The sequence below is a fragment of the Algoriphagus taiwanensis genome, assembly GCF_036245645.1.
Taxonomy (GTDB): Bacteria; Bacteroidota; Bacteroidia; order Cytophagales; family Cyclobacteriaceae; genus Algoriphagus; species Algoriphagus taiwanensis.
The window spans coordinates 55,398-74,847 of the sequence record NZ_BTPE01000004.1 but is presented as its reverse complement, the minus strand read 5'-3'; the positions used below and the strand labels follow the sequence as shown (position 1 = coordinate 74,847).

The 19,450-nt window shown below is 45.7% G+C and carries 19 protein-coding genes and 4 tRNA genes; 12 read left to right on the top strand and 11 right to left on the bottom strand.

The genetic code is table 11. The features are described from left to right. The 5 genes from AAA938_RS06610 (at nucleotide 1) to AAA938_RS06590 (ending at nucleotide 4,919) form a co-directional block, all read left to right on the top strand. Entirely contained in the window at nucleotides 1-759 is a 759-nt protein-coding gene (locus tag AAA938_RS06610) for a hemerythrin HHE cation-binding protein (protein WP_338227846.1), read from the top strand. Then, nucleotides 759-1,172 carry a Holliday junction resolvase RuvX gene (gene ruvX / locus AAA938_RS06605; protein ID WP_338227845.1) on the top strand — a complete coding sequence of 138 codons (414 nt, stop codon included), beginning with the start codon at nucleotides 759-761 and terminating at the stop codon, nucleotides 1,170-1,172. Before AAA938_RS06610 ends, ruvX begins: the two co-directional genes overlap by 1 nt. Continuing rightward, nucleotides 1,169-1,723: a peptide deformylase gene (gene def / locus AAA938_RS06600; protein ID WP_338227844.1), complete on the top strand. Its 555-nt coding sequence runs from the start codon at nucleotides 1,169-1,171 to the stop codon at nucleotides 1,721-1,723. The genes ruvX and def overlap by 4 nt, the downstream gene beginning before the upstream one ends. Continuing rightward, nucleotides 1,723-2,523, top strand: coding sequence for an amidohydrolase (locus AAA938_RS06595; protein ID WP_338227843.1), 801 nt, complete (start codon nucleotides 1,723-1,725; stop codon nucleotides 2,521-2,523). The genes def and AAA938_RS06595 overlap by 1 nt, the downstream gene beginning before the upstream one ends. Before the next feature lie 167 nt (nucleotides 2,524-2,690). Further along, nucleotides 2,691-4,919 carry an NADP-dependent isocitrate dehydrogenase gene (locus AAA938_RS06590; protein WP_338227842.1) on the top strand — a complete coding sequence of 743 codons (2,229 nt, stop codon included), beginning with the start codon at nucleotides 2,691-2,693 and terminating at the stop codon, nucleotides 4,917-4,919. A 163-nt stretch (nucleotides 4,920-5,082) separates the two neighbouring features. On the opposite strand, the gene AAA938_RS06585 is transcribed toward AAA938_RS06590, so the two are convergent. Further along, nucleotides 5,083-5,955 (bottom strand): S1 family peptidase, encoded by an 873-nt coding sequence (locus AAA938_RS06585; RefSeq protein ID WP_338227841.1) that lies wholly within the window; start codon nucleotides 5,953-5,955, stop codon nucleotides 5,083-5,085. Between the two features lie 253 nt (nucleotides 5,956-6,208). Here AAA938_RS06585 and gap point away from each other — a divergent pair, with 253 nt between their 5' ends. Continuing rightward, nucleotides 6,209-7,213 (top strand): type I glyceraldehyde-3-phosphate dehydrogenase, encoded by a 1,005-nt coding sequence (gap, locus tag AAA938_RS06580; RefSeq protein ID WP_338227840.1) that lies wholly within the window; start codon nucleotides 6,209-6,211, stop codon nucleotides 7,211-7,213. Nucleotides 7,214-7,314: 101 nt separating this feature from the next. Next, nucleotides 7,315-7,935: an LON peptidase substrate-binding domain-containing protein gene (locus AAA938_RS06575; protein WP_338227839.1), complete on the top strand. Its 621-nt coding sequence runs from the start codon at nucleotides 7,315-7,317 to the stop codon at nucleotides 7,933-7,935. Nucleotides 7,936-8,150: 215 nt separating this feature from the next. Here the strand turns inward: AAA938_RS06575 and AAA938_RS06570 are convergent. The 4 genes from AAA938_RS06570 to AAA938_RS06555 form a co-directional block, all read right to left on the bottom strand. Next, nucleotides 8,151-8,223, bottom strand: a tRNA-Lys gene (locus AAA938_RS06570). Between the two features lie 41 nt (nucleotides 8,224-8,264). Then, nucleotides 8,265-8,338: transfer RNA gene (locus AAA938_RS06565), tRNA-Arg, on the bottom strand. 27 nt (nucleotides 8,339-8,365) lie between these two features. Next, nucleotides 8,366-8,439 (bottom strand) — tRNA-Pro (locus AAA938_RS06560). A 124-nt stretch (nucleotides 8,440-8,563) separates the two neighbouring features. Continuing rightward, nucleotides 8,564-8,636: transfer RNA gene (locus AAA938_RS06555), tRNA-Lys, on the bottom strand. A 139-nt stretch (nucleotides 8,637-8,775) separates the two neighbouring features. Between AAA938_RS06555 and AAA938_RS06550 the strand changes: the two genes are divergently transcribed. Next, nucleotides 8,776-9,450 carry an SH3 domain-containing protein gene (locus AAA938_RS06550; protein ID WP_338227838.1) on the top strand — a complete coding sequence of 225 codons (675 nt, stop codon included), beginning with the start codon at nucleotides 8,776-8,778 and terminating at the stop codon, nucleotides 9,448-9,450. Between the two features lie 129 nt (nucleotides 9,451-9,579). On the opposite strand, the gene AAA938_RS06545 is transcribed toward AAA938_RS06550, so the two are convergent. The 4 genes from AAA938_RS06545 to AAA938_RS06530 form a co-directional block, all read right to left on the bottom strand. Continuing rightward, nucleotides 9,580-10,323 carry a 3-keto-disaccharide hydrolase gene (locus AAA938_RS06545; RefSeq protein ID WP_338227837.1) on the bottom strand — a complete coding sequence of 248 codons (744 nt, stop codon included), beginning with the start codon at nucleotides 10,321-10,323 and terminating at the stop codon, nucleotides 9,580-9,582. Between the two features lie 4 nt (nucleotides 10,324-10,327). Then, nucleotides 10,328-10,753, bottom strand: coding sequence for a c-type cytochrome (locus AAA938_RS06540; protein ID WP_338227836.1), 426 nt, complete (start codon nucleotides 10,751-10,753; stop codon nucleotides 10,328-10,330). A 26-nt stretch (nucleotides 10,754-10,779) separates the two neighbouring features. Continuing rightward, nucleotides 10,780-11,832: a sugar phosphate isomerase/epimerase family protein gene (locus AAA938_RS06535; protein ID WP_338227835.1), complete on the bottom strand. Its 1,053-nt coding sequence runs from the start codon at nucleotides 11,830-11,832 to the stop codon at nucleotides 10,780-10,782. A 94-nt stretch (nucleotides 11,833-11,926) separates the two neighbouring features. Beyond that, nucleotides 11,927-13,096, bottom strand: coding sequence for a Gfo/Idh/MocA family protein (locus AAA938_RS06530; protein ID WP_338227834.1), 1,170 nt, complete (start codon nucleotides 13,094-13,096; stop codon nucleotides 11,927-11,929). 247 nt (nucleotides 13,097-13,343) lie between these two features. Here AAA938_RS06530 and AAA938_RS06525 point away from each other — a divergent pair, with 247 nt between their 5' ends. From AAA938_RS06525 to AAA938_RS06510, 4 genes are read left to right on the top strand one after another with little or no spacing between them, the layout of a single operon-like run. Then, a complete protein-coding gene (locus AAA938_RS06525; RefSeq protein WP_338227833.1) occupies nucleotides 13,344-14,579 on the top strand; it encodes a nucleoside permease in 1,236 nt (411 codons plus the stop codon). Nucleotides 14,580-14,581: 2 nt separating this feature from the next. Then, nucleotides 14,582-15,454: a hydroxypyruvate isomerase family protein gene (locus AAA938_RS06520; RefSeq protein ID WP_338227832.1), complete on the top strand. Its 873-nt coding sequence runs from the start codon at nucleotides 14,582-14,584 to the stop codon at nucleotides 15,452-15,454. 28 nt (nucleotides 15,455-15,482) lie between these two features. After that, nucleotides 15,483-17,162 carry a GMC oxidoreductase gene (locus tag AAA938_RS06515; protein ID WP_338227831.1) on the top strand — a complete coding sequence of 560 codons (1,680 nt, stop codon included), beginning with the start codon at nucleotides 15,483-15,485 and terminating at the stop codon, nucleotides 17,160-17,162. Nucleotides 17,163-17,183: 21 nt separating this feature from the next. Beyond that, nucleotides 17,184-17,738: a gluconate 2-dehydrogenase subunit 3 family protein gene (locus AAA938_RS06510; RefSeq protein WP_338227830.1), complete on the top strand. Its 555-nt coding sequence runs from the start codon at nucleotides 17,184-17,186 to the stop codon at nucleotides 17,736-17,738. Nucleotides 17,739-17,834: 96 nt separating this feature from the next. Here AAA938_RS06510 and AAA938_RS06505 read toward each other — a convergent pair whose 3' ends face one another. Then, nucleotides 17,835-18,485, bottom strand: a complete 651-nt coding sequence (locus AAA938_RS06505) for an MCP four helix bundle domain-containing protein (RefSeq protein WP_338227829.1) — start codon at nucleotides 18,483-18,485, stop codon at nucleotides 17,835-17,837. A 96-nt stretch (nucleotides 18,486-18,581) separates the two neighbouring features. Then, nucleotides 18,582-19,448: a glycoside hydrolase family 16 protein gene (locus AAA938_RS06500; RefSeq protein ID WP_338227828.1), complete on the bottom strand. Its 867-nt coding sequence runs from the start codon at nucleotides 19,446-19,448 to the stop codon at nucleotides 18,582-18,584. Between the last annotated feature and the right edge of the window lie 2 nt (nucleotides 19,449-19,450).

Sequence of the window (19,450 nt, the reverse complement as noted above, 5' to 3'; positions counted from 1 at the left end):
ATGAAGTTAAATCCCGGTTTTGAAAAAAATTCAGTTGGTGAGCTAGTTTCCGAAAACTATGTCTTTGCCGCTGTCTTGCATTACTTCGGGATCAGCTTTTATCAATATCCTACCGATTCTTTGGAAAAGGTCTGCCGCAAGCACAAAGTAAATCCCCAGCAACTGGTGGCAGAATTGGAAGCTTGGGCAGAACAAAAGGAACCTTCTGTCGAAGATCTCTACCTGAATCCCATCGAGCTTCTTGTCGCTTACCTGAAAAAGAAACATTACTATTTCGTCAGACAAGAACTTCCTTTTCTATCCAACATGGTCTCCGGAATTACGGCAGATTCGAGATACGCCTCTCTGATGGCTGACTTGAAAATCATGTTTCCCATGTTTGTGGAAGACTTCATTCATCACATCCATGAGGAAGAAAGCCGAATGTTTAAGCGAATTGAGCTGCTTCAGGATATCGAAGACGGAAACTTCAGGACACAGGACGCCTTGGTGATTTTGGAAAAAGATCCCATCAGCTTTCTGGCGGATCAGCATGAAATCCACGACGATGAGATGCAGGGAATCCGTCAGCTGACCAAGGACTATTTCCTCGAAGAGGATGCTCCTTTGACAATGAAAGTCCTTTACCACGAGCTGCAAAATTTTGAAAAGGAACTTTCCATCCATGCCAAAATCGAGGATGAGCTTTTGTTCCCAAAAGCAGTCCAGTTGGAACTCGAGGCCCTCAGAAAAATCCGAAAACAAATCCAAACCAACTGATGGCAAGAATCCTCGCCATAGATTTGGGAACCAAGCGCACCGGAATTGCTGTTACTGACCCGCTGCAGATTACCGCAAATCCTTTGGAGACAATAGACACGGCTCAATTAATCCCTTTCCTGAAGACCTACTTTACCCAAGAGGAAGTAGACACTTTGGTTTTGGGACTTCCTATCCGGCTCAACGGGCAGGACAACGAAATGACCCCAAAGGTCAGAAGTTTGAAATCAGAACTTGAGCGTGTTTTTCCGGAGAAAAAAACGGTATTGATCGACGAGCGATTTACTTCCAAAATGGCCATGCAAAGCATGATCGCCATGGGAAGCAAGAAAAAAGACAGAAAAGAAAAGGCCGGCAATCTGGACAAAGTCTCTGCCGCCATCATTCTTCAATCCTATTTAGAAAGACAATGATTTACCCTATCGTTGCCTATGGCAACCCGATACTGAAAAAAGAAGCTGAGGACATCACAGAAGGCAGCGATATTTCCCAACTCATTCAGGATATGTATGCCACCATGGACCATGCCAATGGGGTGGGTCTGGCTGCACCTCAAATTAACCAAGGCATCCGGCTTTTTGTCATCGACAGTACGCTGATGCTGGATGAAAATGATGAAGAAAAGGGAATCCGAAGAGTATTTATCAACCCCATTATTCTGGATGAATACGGAGATAATTATGGATTCGAGGAAGGTTGCCTAAGTATTCCTGATGTCAGAGCGGAAATCATCCGTCCAGAAAAGCTCACCATTGAATATTTCGATGAAAACTGGAACCTCAAAGAAGAAGAATTCTCAGGAATGACCGCCCGGGTGATCCAGCATGAATACGATCATTTGGAAGGGATTCTTTTTGTGGATTATCTGAAAGGTTTGAAAAAAAGGCTCATTCAATCCAAACTGATTGATGTAAGCAAAGGAAAAATCCCAACCGATTATCGGATGATCTATCCCTTGCGCTAATGGAAAGAAGCCCCGAAATACGGATCGCTCTCGTTCAGACAGACTTGCATTGGCTCGATAAAACCGCCAACATGGCCAAGCTGGAGGAGAAAATCTGGGATTTGAAGGGCAAATGCGACTTGATTGTCCTGCCGGAGATGTTTCCTAGCGGATTTACCATGGAGGCGCAGAAGTTGGCAGAACCCATGAACCTCCACATCCACCGATGGATGAAGCAAATGGCTGCCCACACCAACTCAGTGATCACAGGCAGTGCAATTATCAGCGAAGGCGGTAATTTTTTCAATCGCCTGTTATGGGTAAATCCTAACGGATATACCGAGCATTATGACAAGCGCCATCTGTTTAGAATGGCAGATGAGGAAAAGACTTTTTCACCCGGAAAGCAACTCCCGATTTTCACCCTAAAAGGCTGGAATTTTTGCCCTCAGATATGCTACGATCTCAGATTCCCTGTGTGGGCAAGAAATGGTTGGGAAGATGGAATTGCGGGCTATGATGTGCTATTTTACGTAGCATCCTGGCCAGCAGCAAGAGTAAGTGCTTGGGACGCCCTGCTCCCAGCAAGAGCGATCGAAAATCTTGCTTATTCCTTTGGAGTGAATCGAATCGGAACTGACGGAAATGGCATCCAATACAATGGTCACAGCGCAGTTTTTGACTTTAAAGGGGGAAAAATCCTAAACCTGGAAGAGGAAGAGTCCATCCAAATCATCTCTCTCAATTTCAAGGAATTGGAAGATTACCGGATCAAATTTCCTGCTTGGCAGGATGCAGATTCCTTTCAGATCACTGAGTAAAGCCGGAAGAATGGCCTTAACTCTCCTTGAAAGGCAGTTTGAAACCACCCCAATTTTTGTATTTTAGCCCTCCAATTTAGCTCTGTCCTTATTTTTCCCCAGCCGAAGAACCAAGTTTTCGGACCAAAAAAAGACAGACCCTAATCCTTCACCACTAGATGAAACCTATGAGTCACTCACCCAAAATTCTCTACACGCTAACCGACGAAGCGCCTGCGCTTGCCACGTATTCCTTACTCCCGATCGTTCAGGCCTTTACCCATTCGGCAGGCATCCAAGTAGAAACCAGAGACATCTCGCTTTCCGGCAGAATCATCGCCAATTTCCCTGAGTTTTTAAAACCAGATCAGCAAATCGGCGATGCTTTAGCCGAATTGGGTCAGATTGCAACTACTCCAGAAGCCAATATTGTCAAGTTGCCCAATATCTCTGCCTCCGTGCCCCAATTGAAAGCAGCTATCAAAGAATTGCAAGAAAAAGGATACGCCCTGCCGGACTATCCCGAGGAGCCAAAAAATGAGGACGAAAAGGCCATCAAAGCCAAGTATGACAAAATCAAAGGCTCGGCAGTAAACCCTGTGCTACGTGAAGGAAACTCCGATCGAAGAGCTCCTTTGGCAGTAAAAAATTACGCCAAAAAACATCCCCACTCCATGGGAAAATGGGGCTCAGACTCACTTACCCACGTAGACAGCATGAGTTCGGGGGATTTCTATGGTAGCGAAAAGTCCATTACCCTCTCCTCACCTACGACTGTTTCTATCGAATTGAACGGAAAGGAAGGACAGAAAGAAACCCTCAAGTCAGGACTTAAGCTTCAGGCAGGAGAAGTCATTGATGCGGCTACGCTAAGTGTATCTCAGCTCAAGGCATTCCTGAAAAAAGCCAAAGCAGACGCTAAGGAAAAGGGCGTTCTTTTCTCCCTCCATATGAAAGCCACCATGATGAAGGTTTCCGATCCTATCATCTTTGGTCATGCGGTTCGTGTCTTTTTTGAGCCCATCTTCACCAAGCATGCAGACACACTCAAGTCAATCGGCGTGGATGTGAACAATGGCTTCGGAGATCTTTTGGCCAACTTGGACAAGCTTCCTGAAGACAAAAAGAATGAGATTCTAGCCGATATTGATGCATGCTATGCAGACGGACCGGACTTGGCCATGGTCAATTCGGACAAAGGCATCACCAATCTTCATGTGCCAAGTGATGTGATCATCGACGCTTCTATGCCCGCAATGATCCGAACCTCAGGCCGCATGTGGAACAAGGAAGGCAAGCCTCAGGATACCAAAGCGGTGATTCCAGACCGAAGCTATGCCGGAGTTTATCAGACCGTGATTGATTTTTGTAAGAAAAACGGGGCCTTTGATCCAGCTACCATGGGTTCAGTACCCAATGTGGGCTTAATGGCTCAGAAGGCTGAAGAATATGGTTCGCATGACAAAACCTTCGAAATTCCTTTTGCCGGTACGGTAAACGTGATAGATGCTGAAGGAAAAGTTCTTCTTTCCCATGAAGTCGAAGCCGGAGATATCTGGAGAATGTGTCAGACCAAGGATGCTCCCATTCAAGATTGGGTAAAACTTGCTGTGACTCGGGCAAGACTGTCTCAAACTCCTGCTGTTTTCTGGCTGGATAAAAACCGGGCTCACGACCGTGAATTGATCAAAAAGGTAGAGCAGTATCTTCCAACCCACGACACAAAAGGCCTGGAAATCCATATCATGTCTCCCGTGGAAGCCACTCAATTTTCCTGCGAAAGAATTGTGGAAGGAAAGGATACCATCTCCGTGACCGGAAACGTGCTCAGAGATTACCTGACCGACTTATTCCCTATTCTGGAAGTAGGTACTTCTGCCAAAATGCTTTCCATCGTTCCTTTGATGAATGGAGGCGGACTCTTTGAAACCGGTGCGGGTGGATCAGCTCCCAAGCATGTGGAGCAATTTGTCACTGAAGGCCACTTACGCTGGGATTCTCTCGGCGAATTCCTCGCTTTGGCAGTTTCTCTGGAGCATTTGGGCGAAACCTTTGGAAACGCACAAGCCAAGCTTTTGGGAGCAACTTTGGACAAAGCCACCGGAAGATGGCTGGAAGAGGACAAATCTCCTGCTCGAGTGGTGGGCAAGCTGGACAATCGAGGCGGGCATTTCTACCTAGCCATGTATTGGGCGGAGGAATTGGCCAAACAAACCGAAGATCCTTCCCTAGCAGCTAAGTTTGCTCCCATAGCTAAAGCAATGGCTCAAAACGAAGAAAAAATCGTCGCAGAATACAATGGCTCCCAAGGAAAGCCGGTGGACATCGGCGGATATTACAGACCTGATGAGAGCAAAACGTCTGTCGCAATGAGGCCTAGTGATACCTTTAATGATATCTTGGCTGAATTGGTATAAAAAGCAAAGAGGCTGTCTCATAAATCGTTTCGTAGTCAGCCTGAGCGGAGTCGAAGGCCGTTTCCAGCTCTCTGGATGACATTTCGACTTCGCTCAATGTGACAAACTTTAATTTTGAGACAGCCTCTTTTCATTCCAATTTTTCCAAAGTTCAATGGAGAGATTAAGCCACTTGATATTTCACCCCCTGCTGATCCATAAATTCCTTGATGGCTGAAACATGAATACACTCTCCCAAATGAATAAAGGAGTAATCATTCACCTTTTTTGATTTGCCATGGGCTACGATTTCTTTTTCCTCTATGTCAAAGCCCAAATGCAGATGTTTGGTCCGGCTTTGCATCCCGACCACAATTCCTTCTGAGTCAAAAAGCGGACCTCCACTTTGGCCTCGTAGTCCGGGCGTGCTCATTTCAATTCCGTAGACTTTCCCCTTTTTATCCCCCAAAAACCGGGTAACCATCCCTTCCAAAGGAAAGCGGGGAGATCGAGGCTGACCTGCCTGGGTCCATTCCAATTGGTCTTTGGCCAAGTTGAGTTGAAAATTGCTGAATTCCGGAAAGGGGAAACCCAAGCGGCAAAGCATCTGACCGGGTTGAACCAGCTGATTGTCTTTCAAAAATCTGGGGAATTGAGTCACACCTAATTTTTCAAAACCCTCGATTTTGATCAAAGACAAATCATATTCCGGATGATTGACAAAGCGGATATTTTGGATCTTGTCTACACAATCCACAAAGGTGATTCGCATTTCGGCAGTTTTAGAATCATCCAAGCCTAATTTATTGGCTACTGTTTTGGCCAATTGAGAGGACAGTCCTCGGCTTTCGCTTTGGTATTGATGAAATTTTCTATTGATCGCGTCGGCTTGGGCAATCCACTGGGCCACATGCTTGCAGGTCAATGCCCAGCCTTCTTCATTGACAAAAAACAAAGTAGCGGCTCCTCTTTGAGCTTTTTGACTACCAAAATTTCTGGATATGGAATGAATAGCCCGGGTGAAACCCGCAACTTCTTGAATGGCTTTGACAAACATAAGCTTGGAAAGGATGAATGCTGAAATTAGGGAAATGAGGTGATTTTTGACTGCATTTAGATCAAAAGAAAAATTTTCAAACCCGCAATCGTTTGTATTTCAAATTCACAGGCATTGAGAATTCAGAGGACTTTGGAAGTTTGGGGAGACCATTTATTTGTAATAACTTAGGCTGTCATTCAGGAAATTTTGAGCTGTGGAGCTCCCTGAAGAAGTTTTTAATTCAAACCTATACTCAAAATAATAATAGCTTATGAGCAAAATTAAAGTAGGAATCAACGGATTCGGAAGAATCGGCCGCTTGGCATTCCGTGTAGCCACAGAAAGAGAAGACATTCAGGTAGTAGGCATCAACGATTTGATCGATGTGGACTACATGGCCTATATGCTGAAATATGACTCTACCCATGGGCAATTCAAGGGTACAGTGGAAGTAAAAGATGGCAATCTGGTAGTCAACGGAAACAGCATCCGAGTGAGTTCTGAGAAAAACCCTGCCAACCTGAAATGGGGAGACATCGGGGCAGATTATATCATTGAATCTACCGGTATTTTCTTGACCAAAGATACTGCTCAGGCTCACATCGATGCCGGAGCGAAAAAAGTGATTATGTCTGCACCTTCCAAGGACGATACACCAATGTTTGTCATGGGAGTAAATGAGCATACCTACACCCCGGACATGACTTTTGTATCCAATGCATCTTGTACGACCAACTGCTTGGCTCCAATTGCCAAAGTACTCCACGACAACTGGGGTATTGAAGAAGGATTGATGACTACTGTGCATGCGACTACCGCTACCCAGAAGACCGTAGACGGACCTTCTGCTAAAGATTGGAGAGGTGGACGTGGCGCTGGACAGAACATCATCCCGTCCTCTACAGGTGCAGCCAAAGCCGTGGGCAAGGTAATCCCTGAATTGAATGGCAAGCTCACTGGTATGGCATTCCGCGTGCCTACTCCGGATGTATCTGTAGTGGATTTGACTGTACGATTGAAGAAGCCTGCCAAATACGCTGAAATCTGTGCTAAAATGAAGGAAGTGTCTGAGACCTCCATGAAGGGAGTTTTGGGATACACTGAAGATGCCGTGGTATCCAATGACTTCATTGGCGATCCTAGAACTTCCATCTTTGATGCCGAGGCGGGAATTCAGCTTTCTGACACCTTTGTAAAGGTGGTTTCTTGGTATGACAACGAGTGGGGATATTCCAACAAGGTAATTGACTTGCTCGCTTACATTGCTAAAAAATAATCGTAAAGCCCCGGAAAATATCCCGGGGCTTTTTTTTGCCTATCTCCAAGTAGGCAACCAAAGCCCTATTTTAGAGTTACAATGAAAATCCGCTAAAGAGCATGTATCTCCCATTCTTCCCACTTAAGCTAGTTGCCTTTCCTGACGAAGAGGTGAATTTGCACATTTTCGAACCCAGGTACAGGCAGCTGATGGGGGATGTAGAGTCTCAAAAAATCAACTTTGGCATTTGCTCTTACACCAATCAGCTTTCCGGATACGGCACAGAGGTAAAGCTTATCCGGGTTCATAAAAGGTATGAGGATGGAAGAATGGATATTCAGACGTTGGGAATACGACCCTTTAGGATTCTTTCTTTTGACAATCCCATGCCCGGCAAGCTTTATTCAGGAGGAGAAATAGAGTTTCTCCCCAATGACCCAAGAATTAGCCAAGTCACCCATCATGAATTTATCTTCTATCTGAAGGAAATTCTTCACCTGTTGAATTACCCAAATGTCTTTGATCCAAAGACCGTCACCTCCTTCACTTTTGCCCATAAAGTAGGGCTGAAACTGGAAGAAGAGTTGGAGCTATTTAAATTACCTTCGGAAAACGAGCGAGCAGAATACTTGATTCACCATTTCAAGAGAATGATTCCGGTCATCAAAGCAGTGGAACAGGCCAAGGAAAAAATCAAGCAAAACGGGCATTTCAAGCATCTGGACCCGCTCAACTTCTAAAAAAAATGCCAATCAAACAGATTGGCATTTTTTTGATCTTTGGTGATCCCGCTGGGGCTTCCCGATATCAAGGCTATCGCCTCTCATCGGGACAGGCTTCTCGCCCGTTGACCCTGTTGTGATCTTCTGTGATCCCGCTGGGGCTTCCCGATATCGAGGCTCTCGCCTCTCATCGGGACAGGCTTCTCGCCCGTTGACCCTGTTGTGATCTTTTGTGATCCCGCTGGGGCTCGAACCCAGGACCCTAACATTAAAAGTGTTATGCTCTACCAGCTGAGCTACGGAATCAAAATAAAAGCGGAGATCTTCCGCTTCTATTTTCTTTAAAGTGATCCTGTCAGGACTCGAACCTGAAACCTACTGCTTAGAAGGCAGTTGCTCTATCCAGTTGAGCTACAGGACCTGGATACTATTTCTAGTATAAATTAAGTCGGGGTGGCAGGATTCGAACCTACGACCTCCACATCCCAAATGTGGCGCGATACCGGGCTACGCTACACCCCGAAACTTTTTAACTCCTTGTGAGTCTTGGTACTCTTTTGTGATCCCGCTGGGGCTTCCCGATATCGAGGCTCTCGCCTCTCATCGGGACAGGCTTCTCGCCCGTTGACCCTATTGTGATCTTTTGTGATCCCGCTGGGGCTCGAACCCAGGACCCTAACATTAAAAGTGTTATGCTCTACCAGCTGAGCTACGGAATCTTAAATCTTCCAAATCCGGCTTTTTTACCTTGCTTTTTGATCGATCATTGCCGTAATTGGACTGCAAATTTATGACTCTGATCTTTAAATGCCAAGTACCAAATCAATCTTTCTAGCAAAACTTTCTATATTTTTTTTCTTGCTTTTGCAAACAATTCATTGTCAGGCCAATACCCCTCAGCTTTTGGTAGCAGATTCTTTGTTTGAAAACAAAAGCTACAAGGAAGCCATGGAGATTTACAGGAGTAATTTCCAAAATGGCATCTATTCTCCTTCCATGTTGCTGAAAATGGCCTTCATTTCGGAGGGAATTGGCGACAAAGAAAATGCCGCCCTCTACCTGAGTAAATATTATGACCTCAGCCCCAATCCTCAGACCATCTCCAAAATCAAAGATCTGACCGGGCAAACGGTTATTGAAGGCTATGAAGTAAGTGACGGAATGCGATTTCTGGTTTTCCTGGTGGGCTATCAGGAGATTATCGTAGGTCTCCTGGCTTTGGCCTTGCTTGTCTCATTTATTCTACTTTGGTCTAATCGTAGCAATCTGACCGAAGCAAGGTTTTTCTGGCCTTCCATCATTCTGATCATTTTACTCTTCCTTTCCAACAATTTCTTCAAAGCTCCCAAAACCGGCCTTGTCACCGGAAGCCCGACCTACATCGTGACCAAACCCAGCGCAGGAGGAGAACTTATCGAGCGGGTGGAACCCGGGCATCGAGTTAAAATCAAATCCTCCAAAGACGTATGGTACGAGGTAGAGTGGAAAGAGCAGACAGCCTACATCAAAAAGGAAAATGTCACCCGATATTGATATGCATTTAAAGCAAACTCAATTAAAACCACTGGGCGGTGGAAAAAATCAGGCCGAATAATAAAAGGAGATCCAAGCCGAAAAAATAGTGTGTAAATGAAAAATGCCCGGGTTCGCCGGGCATTTCAATTACAACTTCTTGATCTGGATGTTTCGGTAGTGAACCACATCTCCGTGGTCTTGAAGGGCGATTTTCCCTTTCTTGTATTTTCCGAAACCCGGCATATCCTTGAATTTGCTTTTGGCAATCAATTCTTCCCACTCTGGTGTCCAAAGTGTGGTTTTTACAACAGCCACTCCATTAAGTCGAAGTTCAAGATTTCCCTGATCAACGATAATCTCGGCCGTGTTCCATTCGCCTGCGGGCTTTACTGTCTCCTCACTGCTTACAATAAGATCATAAAGATCTCCTGCTCGGTGACTGATGATTTTTGCATCTGGGTGACCTTCATTATCCAACACCTGCATTTCAGGGCCAGTCTGCCAAGGATAATCGTATTCTGCAGACTCATTCACCAAGAAAATAATCCCACTGTTTCCATTGGGAGCAATTTTCCAATCACATTTGAAATGGAAGTTTTCGAACTCCTCGGTGGTGATGATATCGCCTCCATCCCCTGTTTGCCAGCCATCTTTATTGGCGGCATCTAGATAAATCTCTCCGTTTTCAATCTTCCAAGCCTTTCCGACTTCACCTCCGCCGTATTTGGACCAGCCGTTAAAGGTCTGACCGTCAAAAAGGGAAATCCATTCCTCTGCAGGAGCTGCTGCAGTTTCTTCGCTAGCTGTACTTTCGGCTTCATCGGATTTGGGAGCTGCACATGAGGCAAGCATACCTACCAAAGCCAATCCGGCCCAATAACTTTTCTTCATTTTCTTATTTTTTTAACAACAATACGTAACGCACCATATCCTTGGCATCTTCTTCACTGAGTCCTGGATGTGCAGGCATTGGTACCTCTCCCCAAACACCTACTCCGCCCTGAATCACCTTTTGAGCAAGCATGGCTACATTTTCTTCGGTGCTTTCATATTTGGCAGCCACCTCTGCGTAAGACGGCCCTACGATCTTCCTTTCCACCATATGGCAAGAGGTACAGTCAGAGCCTTTGACTTTTTCCAAGCCTTTGATGTAAATCGGATCATTGGCGTACTTCTCCTCCAAACTCACCTCCTTGGCAGGTGCAGGGGCTGCTACCTCCTGCGTCTCACTGCTTGATGATGCTTTCTCTCCTCCCCCACATGCAAAGGTAATTGCGGCTAATGCCAGCAGACCTAGATTTACTTTGTTTGCAATTTTCATTTTCTAACGTGTATAAATAAAGTGAATTAAATTCCTAAAACTTTTCTGTTGAACGCCTCGTCTGCGCCGGTTCCCGCAAAATCATCAAAGGCCTTTTCAGTGACTCGGATGATATGTCCTTGGATGAAAGGAGCCCCTTCGGCCGCACCTTGCTCAGGATGCTTGATGGCACACTCCCACTCCAATACAGCCCATCCGCTGTAATCGTACTGCGAAAGTTTGCTAAATATTCCCGCAAAATCAACTTGACCGTCTCCCAGAGATCTGAATCTTCCGGCTCTTTCTACCCAGCCCTGAAATCCGCCGTATACGCCCTGCTTTCCTGTAGGATTAAACTCGGCATCCTTCACATGAAACATTTTGATTCGATCATGATAGAAATCAATGAATTGGAGGTAGTCCAAGCACTGAAGCACAAAGTGAGATGGATCATAGAGGATATTTGCTCTCTTGTGACCGCCTAATTTTTCCAAAAACATCTCAAAAGTGATCCCGTCATGGAGATCTTCTCCCGGGTGAAGTTCATAGCATACATCCACTCCCACCTCATCGAAAGCATCCAGAATAGGCTTCCAACGCTTTGCCAATTCGGTAAAGCCGGTATCTACCAATCCTGCCGGACGCTGAGGCCAAGGATACACTGTGTGCCACATCAAGGCTCCGCTGAAAGTAGCGTGGGCATTAAGACCTAGGTTGGCAGAGGCTTTCGCCGCATATTTGAGTTGCTGGGTAGCCCACTCAGACTTTCCTTTGAGGTCTCCCTTAAGATTCGCTGGCGCAAAACCGTCAAAAAGCTCATTATAGGCAGGATGCACAGCCACCAGCTGTCCCTGAAGGTGAGTAGAAAGCTCAGTGATGACCATCCCTGTATCCTCCACGATTCCGGCTACTTCATCTGCATAGGTTTTGCTTTCTGCTGCTTTTTGCAAATCGATCATTCGACCATCCCAGGAAGGAATCTGCACTCCCTTGTAGCCTAGGTCGGCCATGTATTCACAAATGTTTTTTAGCGTATTGAAAGGGGCTTTATCATCGGCAAACTGTGCCAAAAAGATTGCCGGTCCTTTGATTGTTTTCATATCTGTTTTACTGATTTATTTTGAGTTCTGTTTATTGGTTTCCTCTAAGAGAAAAAGAAAGGATTTATCGAAGCTAAACGATGGGGAATTGGTTCTATTTCTCCACCACAAAAGGAGTCCATTTCTGATCGGACTCATTGCTCTTTAGCACCAAGTCGATAAATGCCATCCCCCGGATTCCGTCCTCTATACCCGGATAGTCCTCCCACTCCCATTTTGGCTTTTGACCGGCTCGGTCTGCATAGATACAGCGGGCAAAATTCCGGTAATGATTGGCAAAAGCCTCAATGTATCCTTCCGGGTGTCCTGCTGGAGTGCGGGTGTTTTCCTGGGCCAATGATCCCAAATAACCTGTTCCCGCACGGAAAATTCTAGCTGGTTCATTGGGGAATCTCACAGTCAAGGAGTTGTTGAGCTCTTGCTCCCACTCCAAGCCTCCTTTTTGTCCGTAAACCCGGACTTTGAGGTTGTTTTCACAGCCTGTATCCGTCTGAGAAGCCATCAACACCCCAGATGCACCATTTTCAAAGCCAAGCAAAACCACTCCGTCGTCATCAATCGGCCTTCCCGGGATCTTGATATACAGGTCTGCGCAAATTTTAGTCACCTTGAGGCCCGTGATGTACTCTGCCATATTGAAGGCATGGGTACCGATATCTCCCATACAGCCCGCTTGTCCATTTCGGGCCGGGTCTGTCCTCCACTCGGCTTGTTTGTTGTTTTCAGTTTCCAAAAGCTTGTACAACCAGCCTTGGGGATATTCTACATAGACTTTTCGGACCTCTCCAATCTCCCCATTCATGACCATCTGCTTGGCCTGCTTGATCATAGGGTAGCCGGTATAGGTATGGGTGAGAAGAAATCTCCGATCAGAATTTTTCACTATGGGATAAAGCGCCTTGGCTTCGGCATAATTGAGCGTCAACGGCTTATCCAAAGCCACATGAAACCCATGCTTCAGTGCTTTGACAGTAGGATCAAAATGAACATTATTTGGAGTCACAATAGCTACCACATCCATTCGCTGATCCTCGCGAAGCTCTGCCTCTTTTTGAAACATTTCATCGTAGCTTCCATAGACTCGGGAAGGGTCTATCATTAGTTCCTCTCCTCTTTGTCTGGATTTTTCAGGATTGGAGCTAAAAGCTCCACATACCAGTTCAAACATCCCATCCATCAGGGCTCCGTTGAGATGAATGGCTCCAATGAATGATCCTGGGCCGCCTCCCACTAGACCTAGTTTGAGTTTTCTTGCCGTTGACATAGTCAATAGTTTAGTTTAAAGGTTATTTTGAGTTGTGTTATTTAAAACTGGAATTTCGGGTATTCTCAGCCCTGTTTGGCTAATTTCTGATCAATAGCTTCATGGGTTTATGAATGGCTTGACAAAACTTTCCGATCCTTTTCTTCAGAATCTGGAAACAGATGCTTAAAATACAGCAAAAAGCCCAAAATTTAAATCTGAAAGCAGAAAACCACTTTTTCTTCGAAAAAATCCCCTCTCCTCGCTTATGAACCCAATGACCAAATTTCGCCTGTCACTCATGATGTTTTTGGAGTTTTTTGTCTGGGGTTCTTGGTATGTCACCATGGGTACGTTTTTGGGAAATAATTTAAAATCAGCCGATCAGGAGATTTCCTTGGCTTTTTCCACCCAATCATTCGGTGCCATCATCGCTCCCTTTATCGTCGGACTGATTGCTGACCGGTATTTTCATGCTCAAAGAATTTTAGGCGCAATTCATCTTTTAGGGGCTGGCTTGATGTACTTGCTCTACAGCTCCACAGATTTTTCCGGCTTTTTCCCGGTTCTTTTGGCCTACATGATTTTGTTTATGCCTACCCTTGCCTTAGTCAATTCCATTTCCTTCAATCAAATGAAAGATCCGGCTAAGGAATTTTCCATAGTCCGGGTTTGGGGGACCATAGGATGGATAGCTTCCGGTCTTTTGATTTCCACTTTAGGATGGGATAGTGTTGCTGGTCTAGCCGATGGAATGCTCAAAAACACCTGGTTGATGGCAAGCTTGGTTTCTTTGGCATTGGGCATTTACAGCTTTACCCTTCCTGCTACCCCGCCTAGGGCACAGGCCCAGGGTGAGTTTAAGCTTTCAGAAGCTTTGGGATTGGATGCCTTGGCCCTTCTCAAACATCGAAACTTTGCCATTTTCTTCTTGTCTTCGATTTTAATCTGTATTCCGCTTGCGTTCTATTATCAGAATGCCAGTCCCTTCTTGACAGAGATCGGGGTAGAGAATTCCACTGGAAAAATGACCATTGGCCAGGTTTCGGAAGTTTTGTTTATGCTAGCCTTGCCTTTGTTTTTCTCCAGATTTGGCATTAAAAAGACCCTGATCGTGGCCATGCTGGCTTGGGCGATCCGCTATTTGTTTTTCGCTTTTGGGGATGCTGACTCTGGTGTATGGATGCTTTTGGTAGGGATAGCCCTGCATGGAGTTTGTTATGATTTCTTTTTCGTGAGCGGACAGATTTATACCGATGCCCACGCCGGACATCGATTTAAATCCTCCGCGCAGGGCCTCATCACTTTGGCCACGTATGGAGTGGGCATGCTGATCGGTTTTTGGGCAGCCGGGCAAATCTCGAATCACTTCCTCGACGGCTCAGGAAAACATGACTGGACATCGATTTGGTTGATTCCTGCTGGTATTTCCGTTTTGGTTTTACTATTTTTCATTTCTTTTTTCAAAAAGGAAAAAATCAAACCTATTACTAACCCAAACTAACCATGGATTTTGATTCCGGAAGACGATCTCTCGTGAAAAAACTGGCTTTTGGCGGTGCTGCGCTAGGGTCACTCTCCTCTTTTGATTGGAAAGAGGAAAAACTCCCCTCCTTGAAAGGAAATATCAATCATGGCGTATGCGCCTGGTCCATGAGACCCCTGTCTCTCGAAGAGCTCTGTATAGGGATCAAAACTGTCGGCGTACAGGCCATCGACCTAATTGGCCCGAATAACTGGGCTACCCTTCAGAAGCACGGCATCCACTGCTCCATGTGCAACGGCGCGGAGCTAGGCATCCCTGACGGGTTCAATGATCCGAAATTCCACGATCAGCTGGAGAAAAACTACAAAGAAGTCATCCCACTGGTAGCAAAAAACGGGTACAAAAACCTCATTGCATTTTCCGGAAACAGAAGAGGAATGGATGACGAAACCGGCCTCAAGAATTGCGAAGCAGGAATCAAGCGCATTTTGGCGGATGCTGAAAAGCACGGCGTCATCATCACAATGGAATTACTAAACAGCCGGGTGGATCATAAAGACTACATGTGCGATAAGTCCGCCTGGGGAGTAGAGCTATGCAAGCGGATTTCGAGTGACAACTTTAAGCTCCTTTTTGACATCTACCATATGCAGATAGACGAGGGTGACATCATCCGGACTATCCGCAATAACCATCAGTACTTCGGTCATTACCATACTGCCGGCAATCCCGGGAGAAATGATCTGGATGAATCTCAGGAAATATATTATCCGCCCATCATGCAAGCCATTGTGGATTCTGGGTTTAAGGGGTATGTTTCTCACGAATTCATCCCCAAAGGACAAGATAAAATCGCTGCACTGGGACATGCCGTGCAGGTTTGTGACGTTTAAGAAAATTAATTAACCAAATACCATACTTATGGCAAATGAGAAATATGACGCAATCGTAGTTGGGTCAGGGATTAGCGGTGGTTGGGCCGCAAAAGAGCTGACGGAGAAGGGGCTGAAAGTATTGCTCCTGGAGAGAGGCCCGATGGTTGAGCATGTGAAGGATTATAAAACAGCCACTCTACCCCCATGGGAAATCCCGCATAGAGGACGCCGAACTCAGGAAATGTTGGAAAACCATCCCAACCTGAGAAGAGACTACGTACTCAATGAACTTAATCTGGATTGGTGGGCTCACGAAAGCGACTCTCCCTATGTGGAAGAGAAGCCCTTCACATGGTTTAGAGGCTATCAGGTAGGTGGCCGATCTTTGCTTTGGGGCCGTCAGTCCTATCGATGGGCTAATGTGGATTTTGAAGCAAATGCCAAAGAAGGTATAGCTGTGGACTGGCCTATCCGATACAATGATTTGGCTCCTTGGTATAGCTATGTGGAAAAATTCATCGGGGTATCCGGTTCCAAGGACGGATTGGAAATCCTTCCGGATGGAGAGTTTCAGACTCCTGTCCCCATGAACTGCGTAGAAAAAGACGCAGCAGAAAAAATCAAAGCCCACTATGCCGGTGCAAGAACTTGGACCATCGGCCGTCCGGCTAACAATACCGACCCTTTACCCGGTAGATCTGGCTGTCAATACCGAAACAAGTGTTCCTTGGGCTGTCCTTTCGGAGGATATTTCAGTACTCAGTCCTCCACTTATCCTGCAGCTTTTGCTACAGGAAACCTTACCCTGAGACCTTGGTCTATTGTAAGGAGACTGATCTATGACAAAGACACCCAAAAAGCTACAGGCGTAGAAGTATTGGATGCCGAAACCAATCAAACCTATGAGTTTGATGCCAAAATCATCTTCCTCTGTGCTTCTGCCTTCAACTCGACGGCAATTTTGATGAGATCGGCCACCGATATCTGGCCGGGAGGATTAGGATCCAGCTCCGGAGAGCTTGGGCACAATGTAATGGATCATCACTTCCGCTGCGGAGCCAATGGACAAATGGAAGGCTACGAGGACAAGTATTACTTTGGAAGAAGGCCTACTGGTCTATATATCCCCAGGTTCAGAAATCTCAACGGGGATAAAAGAGATTACCTGAGAGGATTTGGCTATCAAGGGGGTGCCAGCCGCAGTGGCTGGTCCAGAGACGTAGCGGAATTGGGCTTTGGTGCTCCTATGAAAGAGGCTTTGACCGAACCGGGACCATGGAGTGCCGGATTTACTGCCTTTGGAGAGATTCTTCCTTACCATGAAAATCATATCCGACTAAGCGATACAGTGAAAGATAAGTGGGGTATGGAAGCTTTGGTGATGAATGCTGAGATCAAGGAAAACGAGCTGAAAATGCGTCAGGATATGATGAATGACATGGCCGAGATGCTGGAAGTAGCCGGATTCAAAAACGTAAAAACATTCGATGCAGGCTACACTTTTGGTCAGGGTATCCACGAAATGGGAACGGCCAGAATGGGAAGAGATCCTAAAACCTCTGTCCTCAATGGGAACAATCAGGTATGGGAAGCCAAGAACGTATTCGTCACAGATGGAGCGTGCATGACTTCGGCTGCAGCCCAAAATCCATCCCTGACCTATATGGCATTGACTGCAAGAGCTGCAAATTTTGCCGTGGAAGAATTGAAAAGACAAAACCTCTAATCAATAAAAGCTATGACAGTAATGAACAGAAGAGATGCACTGAAAAGCGTCGCACTGATGATGGGAGGTACGATGATCGGTGCCACCGCTATCTTGACCGGATGTGCTCCCGAGAATCAAATCAAAGACCTAAACTTCAGCCCGGAAGACTTAGCCTTCTTGGATGAAATCGGAGAGACGATCATCCCGACCACAGACACTCCTGGGGCTAAAGCCACCAAAATCGGTGAGTTTATGCAGATGATGGTCAAGGACACCTACGATGCCGAGCAGCAGCAGGCCTTTATCGATGGACTGAACATGATCCGGAAGGAATTCAAAGCTGAAAAAGGAAGTGACTTTATTCAAGCTAGTGCAGAAGATCGCTTGGCTTACCTAAATGGACTTCAGGAACAATTCAAAAACAGTGGAGAAGAGCGCAAGCCGATCATTATCAATATGCTTCGCGACCTGACTGTCCTGGGATATTTCACATCAGAAATCGGAGCAACCCAAGCGCTGCGCTACGTGGAAGTACCCGGCCGGTACGACGGCTGCTTAGACTATCAGAAAGGTGACAAAGCCTGGGCGATTTAATCTCAAAAACAAAAAACCTGCTCCGAAAGAGCAGGTTTTTTTATATAAACTCAATTTGTTAAGAAAAGCAAGAAAAGCCTTGGGATTGGATTAAGGTTAGATCATCCCTTCATTTCTCCTGATGGGTCGGAAAAGGAACAAAAACATGACCACCACAAGAATGATCAAAATAGCCACCTCAAACTGGGCCCATATCTGGGAGCGATTGATCAGGGTCTTGGCTTTGGTAATGATTCTTTCCCCTTCCTGAAGCTGAATATTGCTCAGGTTGTCCAGATCCTTTCGGGCATCACTGATCTTTTTGTCATAGATTCTGACCTGAGCTCTATTTACACCCGATGAATCAGAATAAAGCAACTCATAGCTTTTGATGTTCAGGTCTTGGGTGATGATTTTTTTGAAATCATTCAGATAAGTGGCCTCTTCCGGTGTCAATTTGGTTTGTTCAAACTCTGTCACCACTTCCAAAATCTGAGCTTCAAAGGTGGAAATTTCATTGATGACCTTTGAGTAGTCGTACTCAATATCACAATGGTCTATCAACTTTTGGATTTGGAAGAGCTTTTCGGAAATATCAAAAATGTAGCTTTCTACTACCAAACGATCATTGTACACCTCTGTAAAGGTGGTGCTGATGTTTTTGAAGGACTGTCTTTCCAGAAGGTTTTTGGCATAAAGCATCAAGAGCAGAACGCTGATGATGATAAAGGCTCTGATTTTTCTTCTTTTGGTATAGGAATCTTGCATGAGGTAAGTAATGCTAACAATGGAACTTGGTCTAATTAACGGACAAAAGGAAACATTCCAAAAAATTCCGGACAAATACCACTAAGAGTCCAAGCTTTATTGCCCTGTAGGCATCTTGTCGTAGACTCTCACATAATCAATTTCCATACGCTGAGGCCAGATATCGGGATCTATGCCTTTTTGTCCACCCCAATTTCCCCCAACTGCAATATTCAAGACCAGATGGAAAGGTTGGTCAAAAGGCCACTCCTGATAATCCCCTCCTGTATTTTCAAAAGTAAAGTACCGCTCTCCATCCATGTAGAAGTCGATTTTTTCGGAAGTCCAATCAATAGCATACAGATGAAACTCCGAATTAAAATCAGGAACATTCACTTGAGCTCCTTTGTGGGTGTTTTTGGTGTGATTAAATGCTGCGGTATGGACGGTGCCATGAACCGTCCCCGGATCGTAGCCTACATGCTCCATGATGTCAATCTCTCCGTTTTTAGGCCAGCCACCGTGTCGGTTTTCTTCTGCCAGCATCCAGATAGCCGGCCAAGTGCCTACCCCTTCGGGAAGTTTTGCCCTGACTTCAATATACCCAAATTGCCAAGCAGCCTTGCCTTTAGTGACTAAGCGAGCAGAGCTATACCCTTTGGGATAGTCGGCATCTTTTTTGGCTTCGATGATCAATAGTCCGTTTTCCACTCTGGCATTGTCAAGGTTGCCTTCGGTGTAAAACTGCAACTCATTATTTCCCCATCCATGGTCTCCTACATTGTAGCCCCACTTTTCAGGGTCTGGAAGTCCATTTTGATCAAATTCGTCCGACCAAAGCAGAGTAGCCTTGGTCTGGGAGAAGGCAGGGAAAAAGGCAGTCGAAAACAGCGAAATGAGGATTAGAAAACAGGATTTTTGAAAAGCGGAGGTTGGCACTATAAAACTTTCCAAGCCAGAGCCCAGTTGATCAAAAGAGTACATGA

Coding starts and splice junctions, on each gene's coding strand:
- AAA938_RS06610 (WP_338227846.1), top strand. CDS start 1: ATGAAGTTAAATCCCGGTTTTGAAAAAAATTCAGTTGGTGAGCTAGTT.
- ruvX (WP_338227845.1), top strand. CDS start 759: ATGGCAAGAATCCTCGCCATAGATTTGGGAACCAAGCGCACCGGAATT.
- def (WP_338227844.1), top strand. CDS start 1,169: ATGATTTACCCTATCGTTGCCTATGGCAACCCGATACTGAAAAAAGAA.
- AAA938_RS06595 (WP_338227843.1), top strand. CDS start 1,723: ATGGAAAGAAGCCCCGAAATACGGATCGCTCTCGTTCAGACAGACTTG.
- AAA938_RS06590 (WP_338227842.1), top strand. CDS start 2,691: ATGAGTCACTCACCCAAAATTCTCTACACGCTAACCGACGAAGCGCCT.
- AAA938_RS06585 (WP_338227841.1), bottom strand. CDS start 5,955: ATGTTTGTCAAAGCCATTCAAGAAGTTGCGGGTTTCACCCGGGCTATT.
- gap (WP_338227840.1), top strand. CDS start 6,209: ATGAGCAAAATTAAAGTAGGAATCAACGGATTCGGAAGAATCGGCCGC.
- AAA938_RS06575 (WP_338227839.1), top strand. CDS start 7,315: ATGTATCTCCCATTCTTCCCACTTAAGCTAGTTGCCTTTCCTGACGAA.
- AAA938_RS06545 (WP_338227837.1), bottom strand. CDS start 10,323: ATGAAGAAAAGTTATTGGGCCGGATTGGCTTTGGTAGGTATGCTTGCC.
- AAA938_RS06540 (WP_338227836.1), bottom strand. CDS start 10,753: ATGAAAATTGCAAACAAAGTAAATCTAGGTCTGCTGGCATTAGCCGCA.
- AAA938_RS06535 (WP_338227835.1), bottom strand. CDS start 11,832: ATGAAAACAATCAAAGGACCGGCAATCTTTTTGGCACAGTTTGCCGAT.
- AAA938_RS06530 (WP_338227834.1), bottom strand. CDS start 13,096: ATGTCAACGGCAAGAAAACTCAAACTAGGTCTAGTGGGAGGCGGCCCA.
- AAA938_RS06525 (WP_338227833.1), top strand. CDS start 13,344: ATGAACCCAATGACCAAATTTCGCCTGTCACTCATGATGTTTTTGGAG.
- AAA938_RS06520 (WP_338227832.1), top strand. CDS start 14,582: ATGGATTTTGATTCCGGAAGACGATCTCTCGTGAAAAAACTGGCTTTT.
- AAA938_RS06515 (WP_338227831.1), top strand. CDS start 15,483: ATGGCAAATGAGAAATATGACGCAATCGTAGTTGGGTCAGGGATTAGC.
- AAA938_RS06510 (WP_338227830.1), top strand. CDS start 17,184: ATGAACAGAAGAGATGCACTGAAAAGCGTCGCACTGATGATGGGAGGT.
- AAA938_RS06505 (WP_338227829.1), bottom strand. CDS start 18,485: ATGCAAGATTCCTATACCAAAAGAAGAAAAATCAGAGCCTTTATCATC.
- AAA938_RS06500 (WP_338227828.1), bottom strand. CDS start 19,448: ATGTACTCTTTTGATCAACTGGGCTCTGGCTTGGAAAGTTTTATAGTG.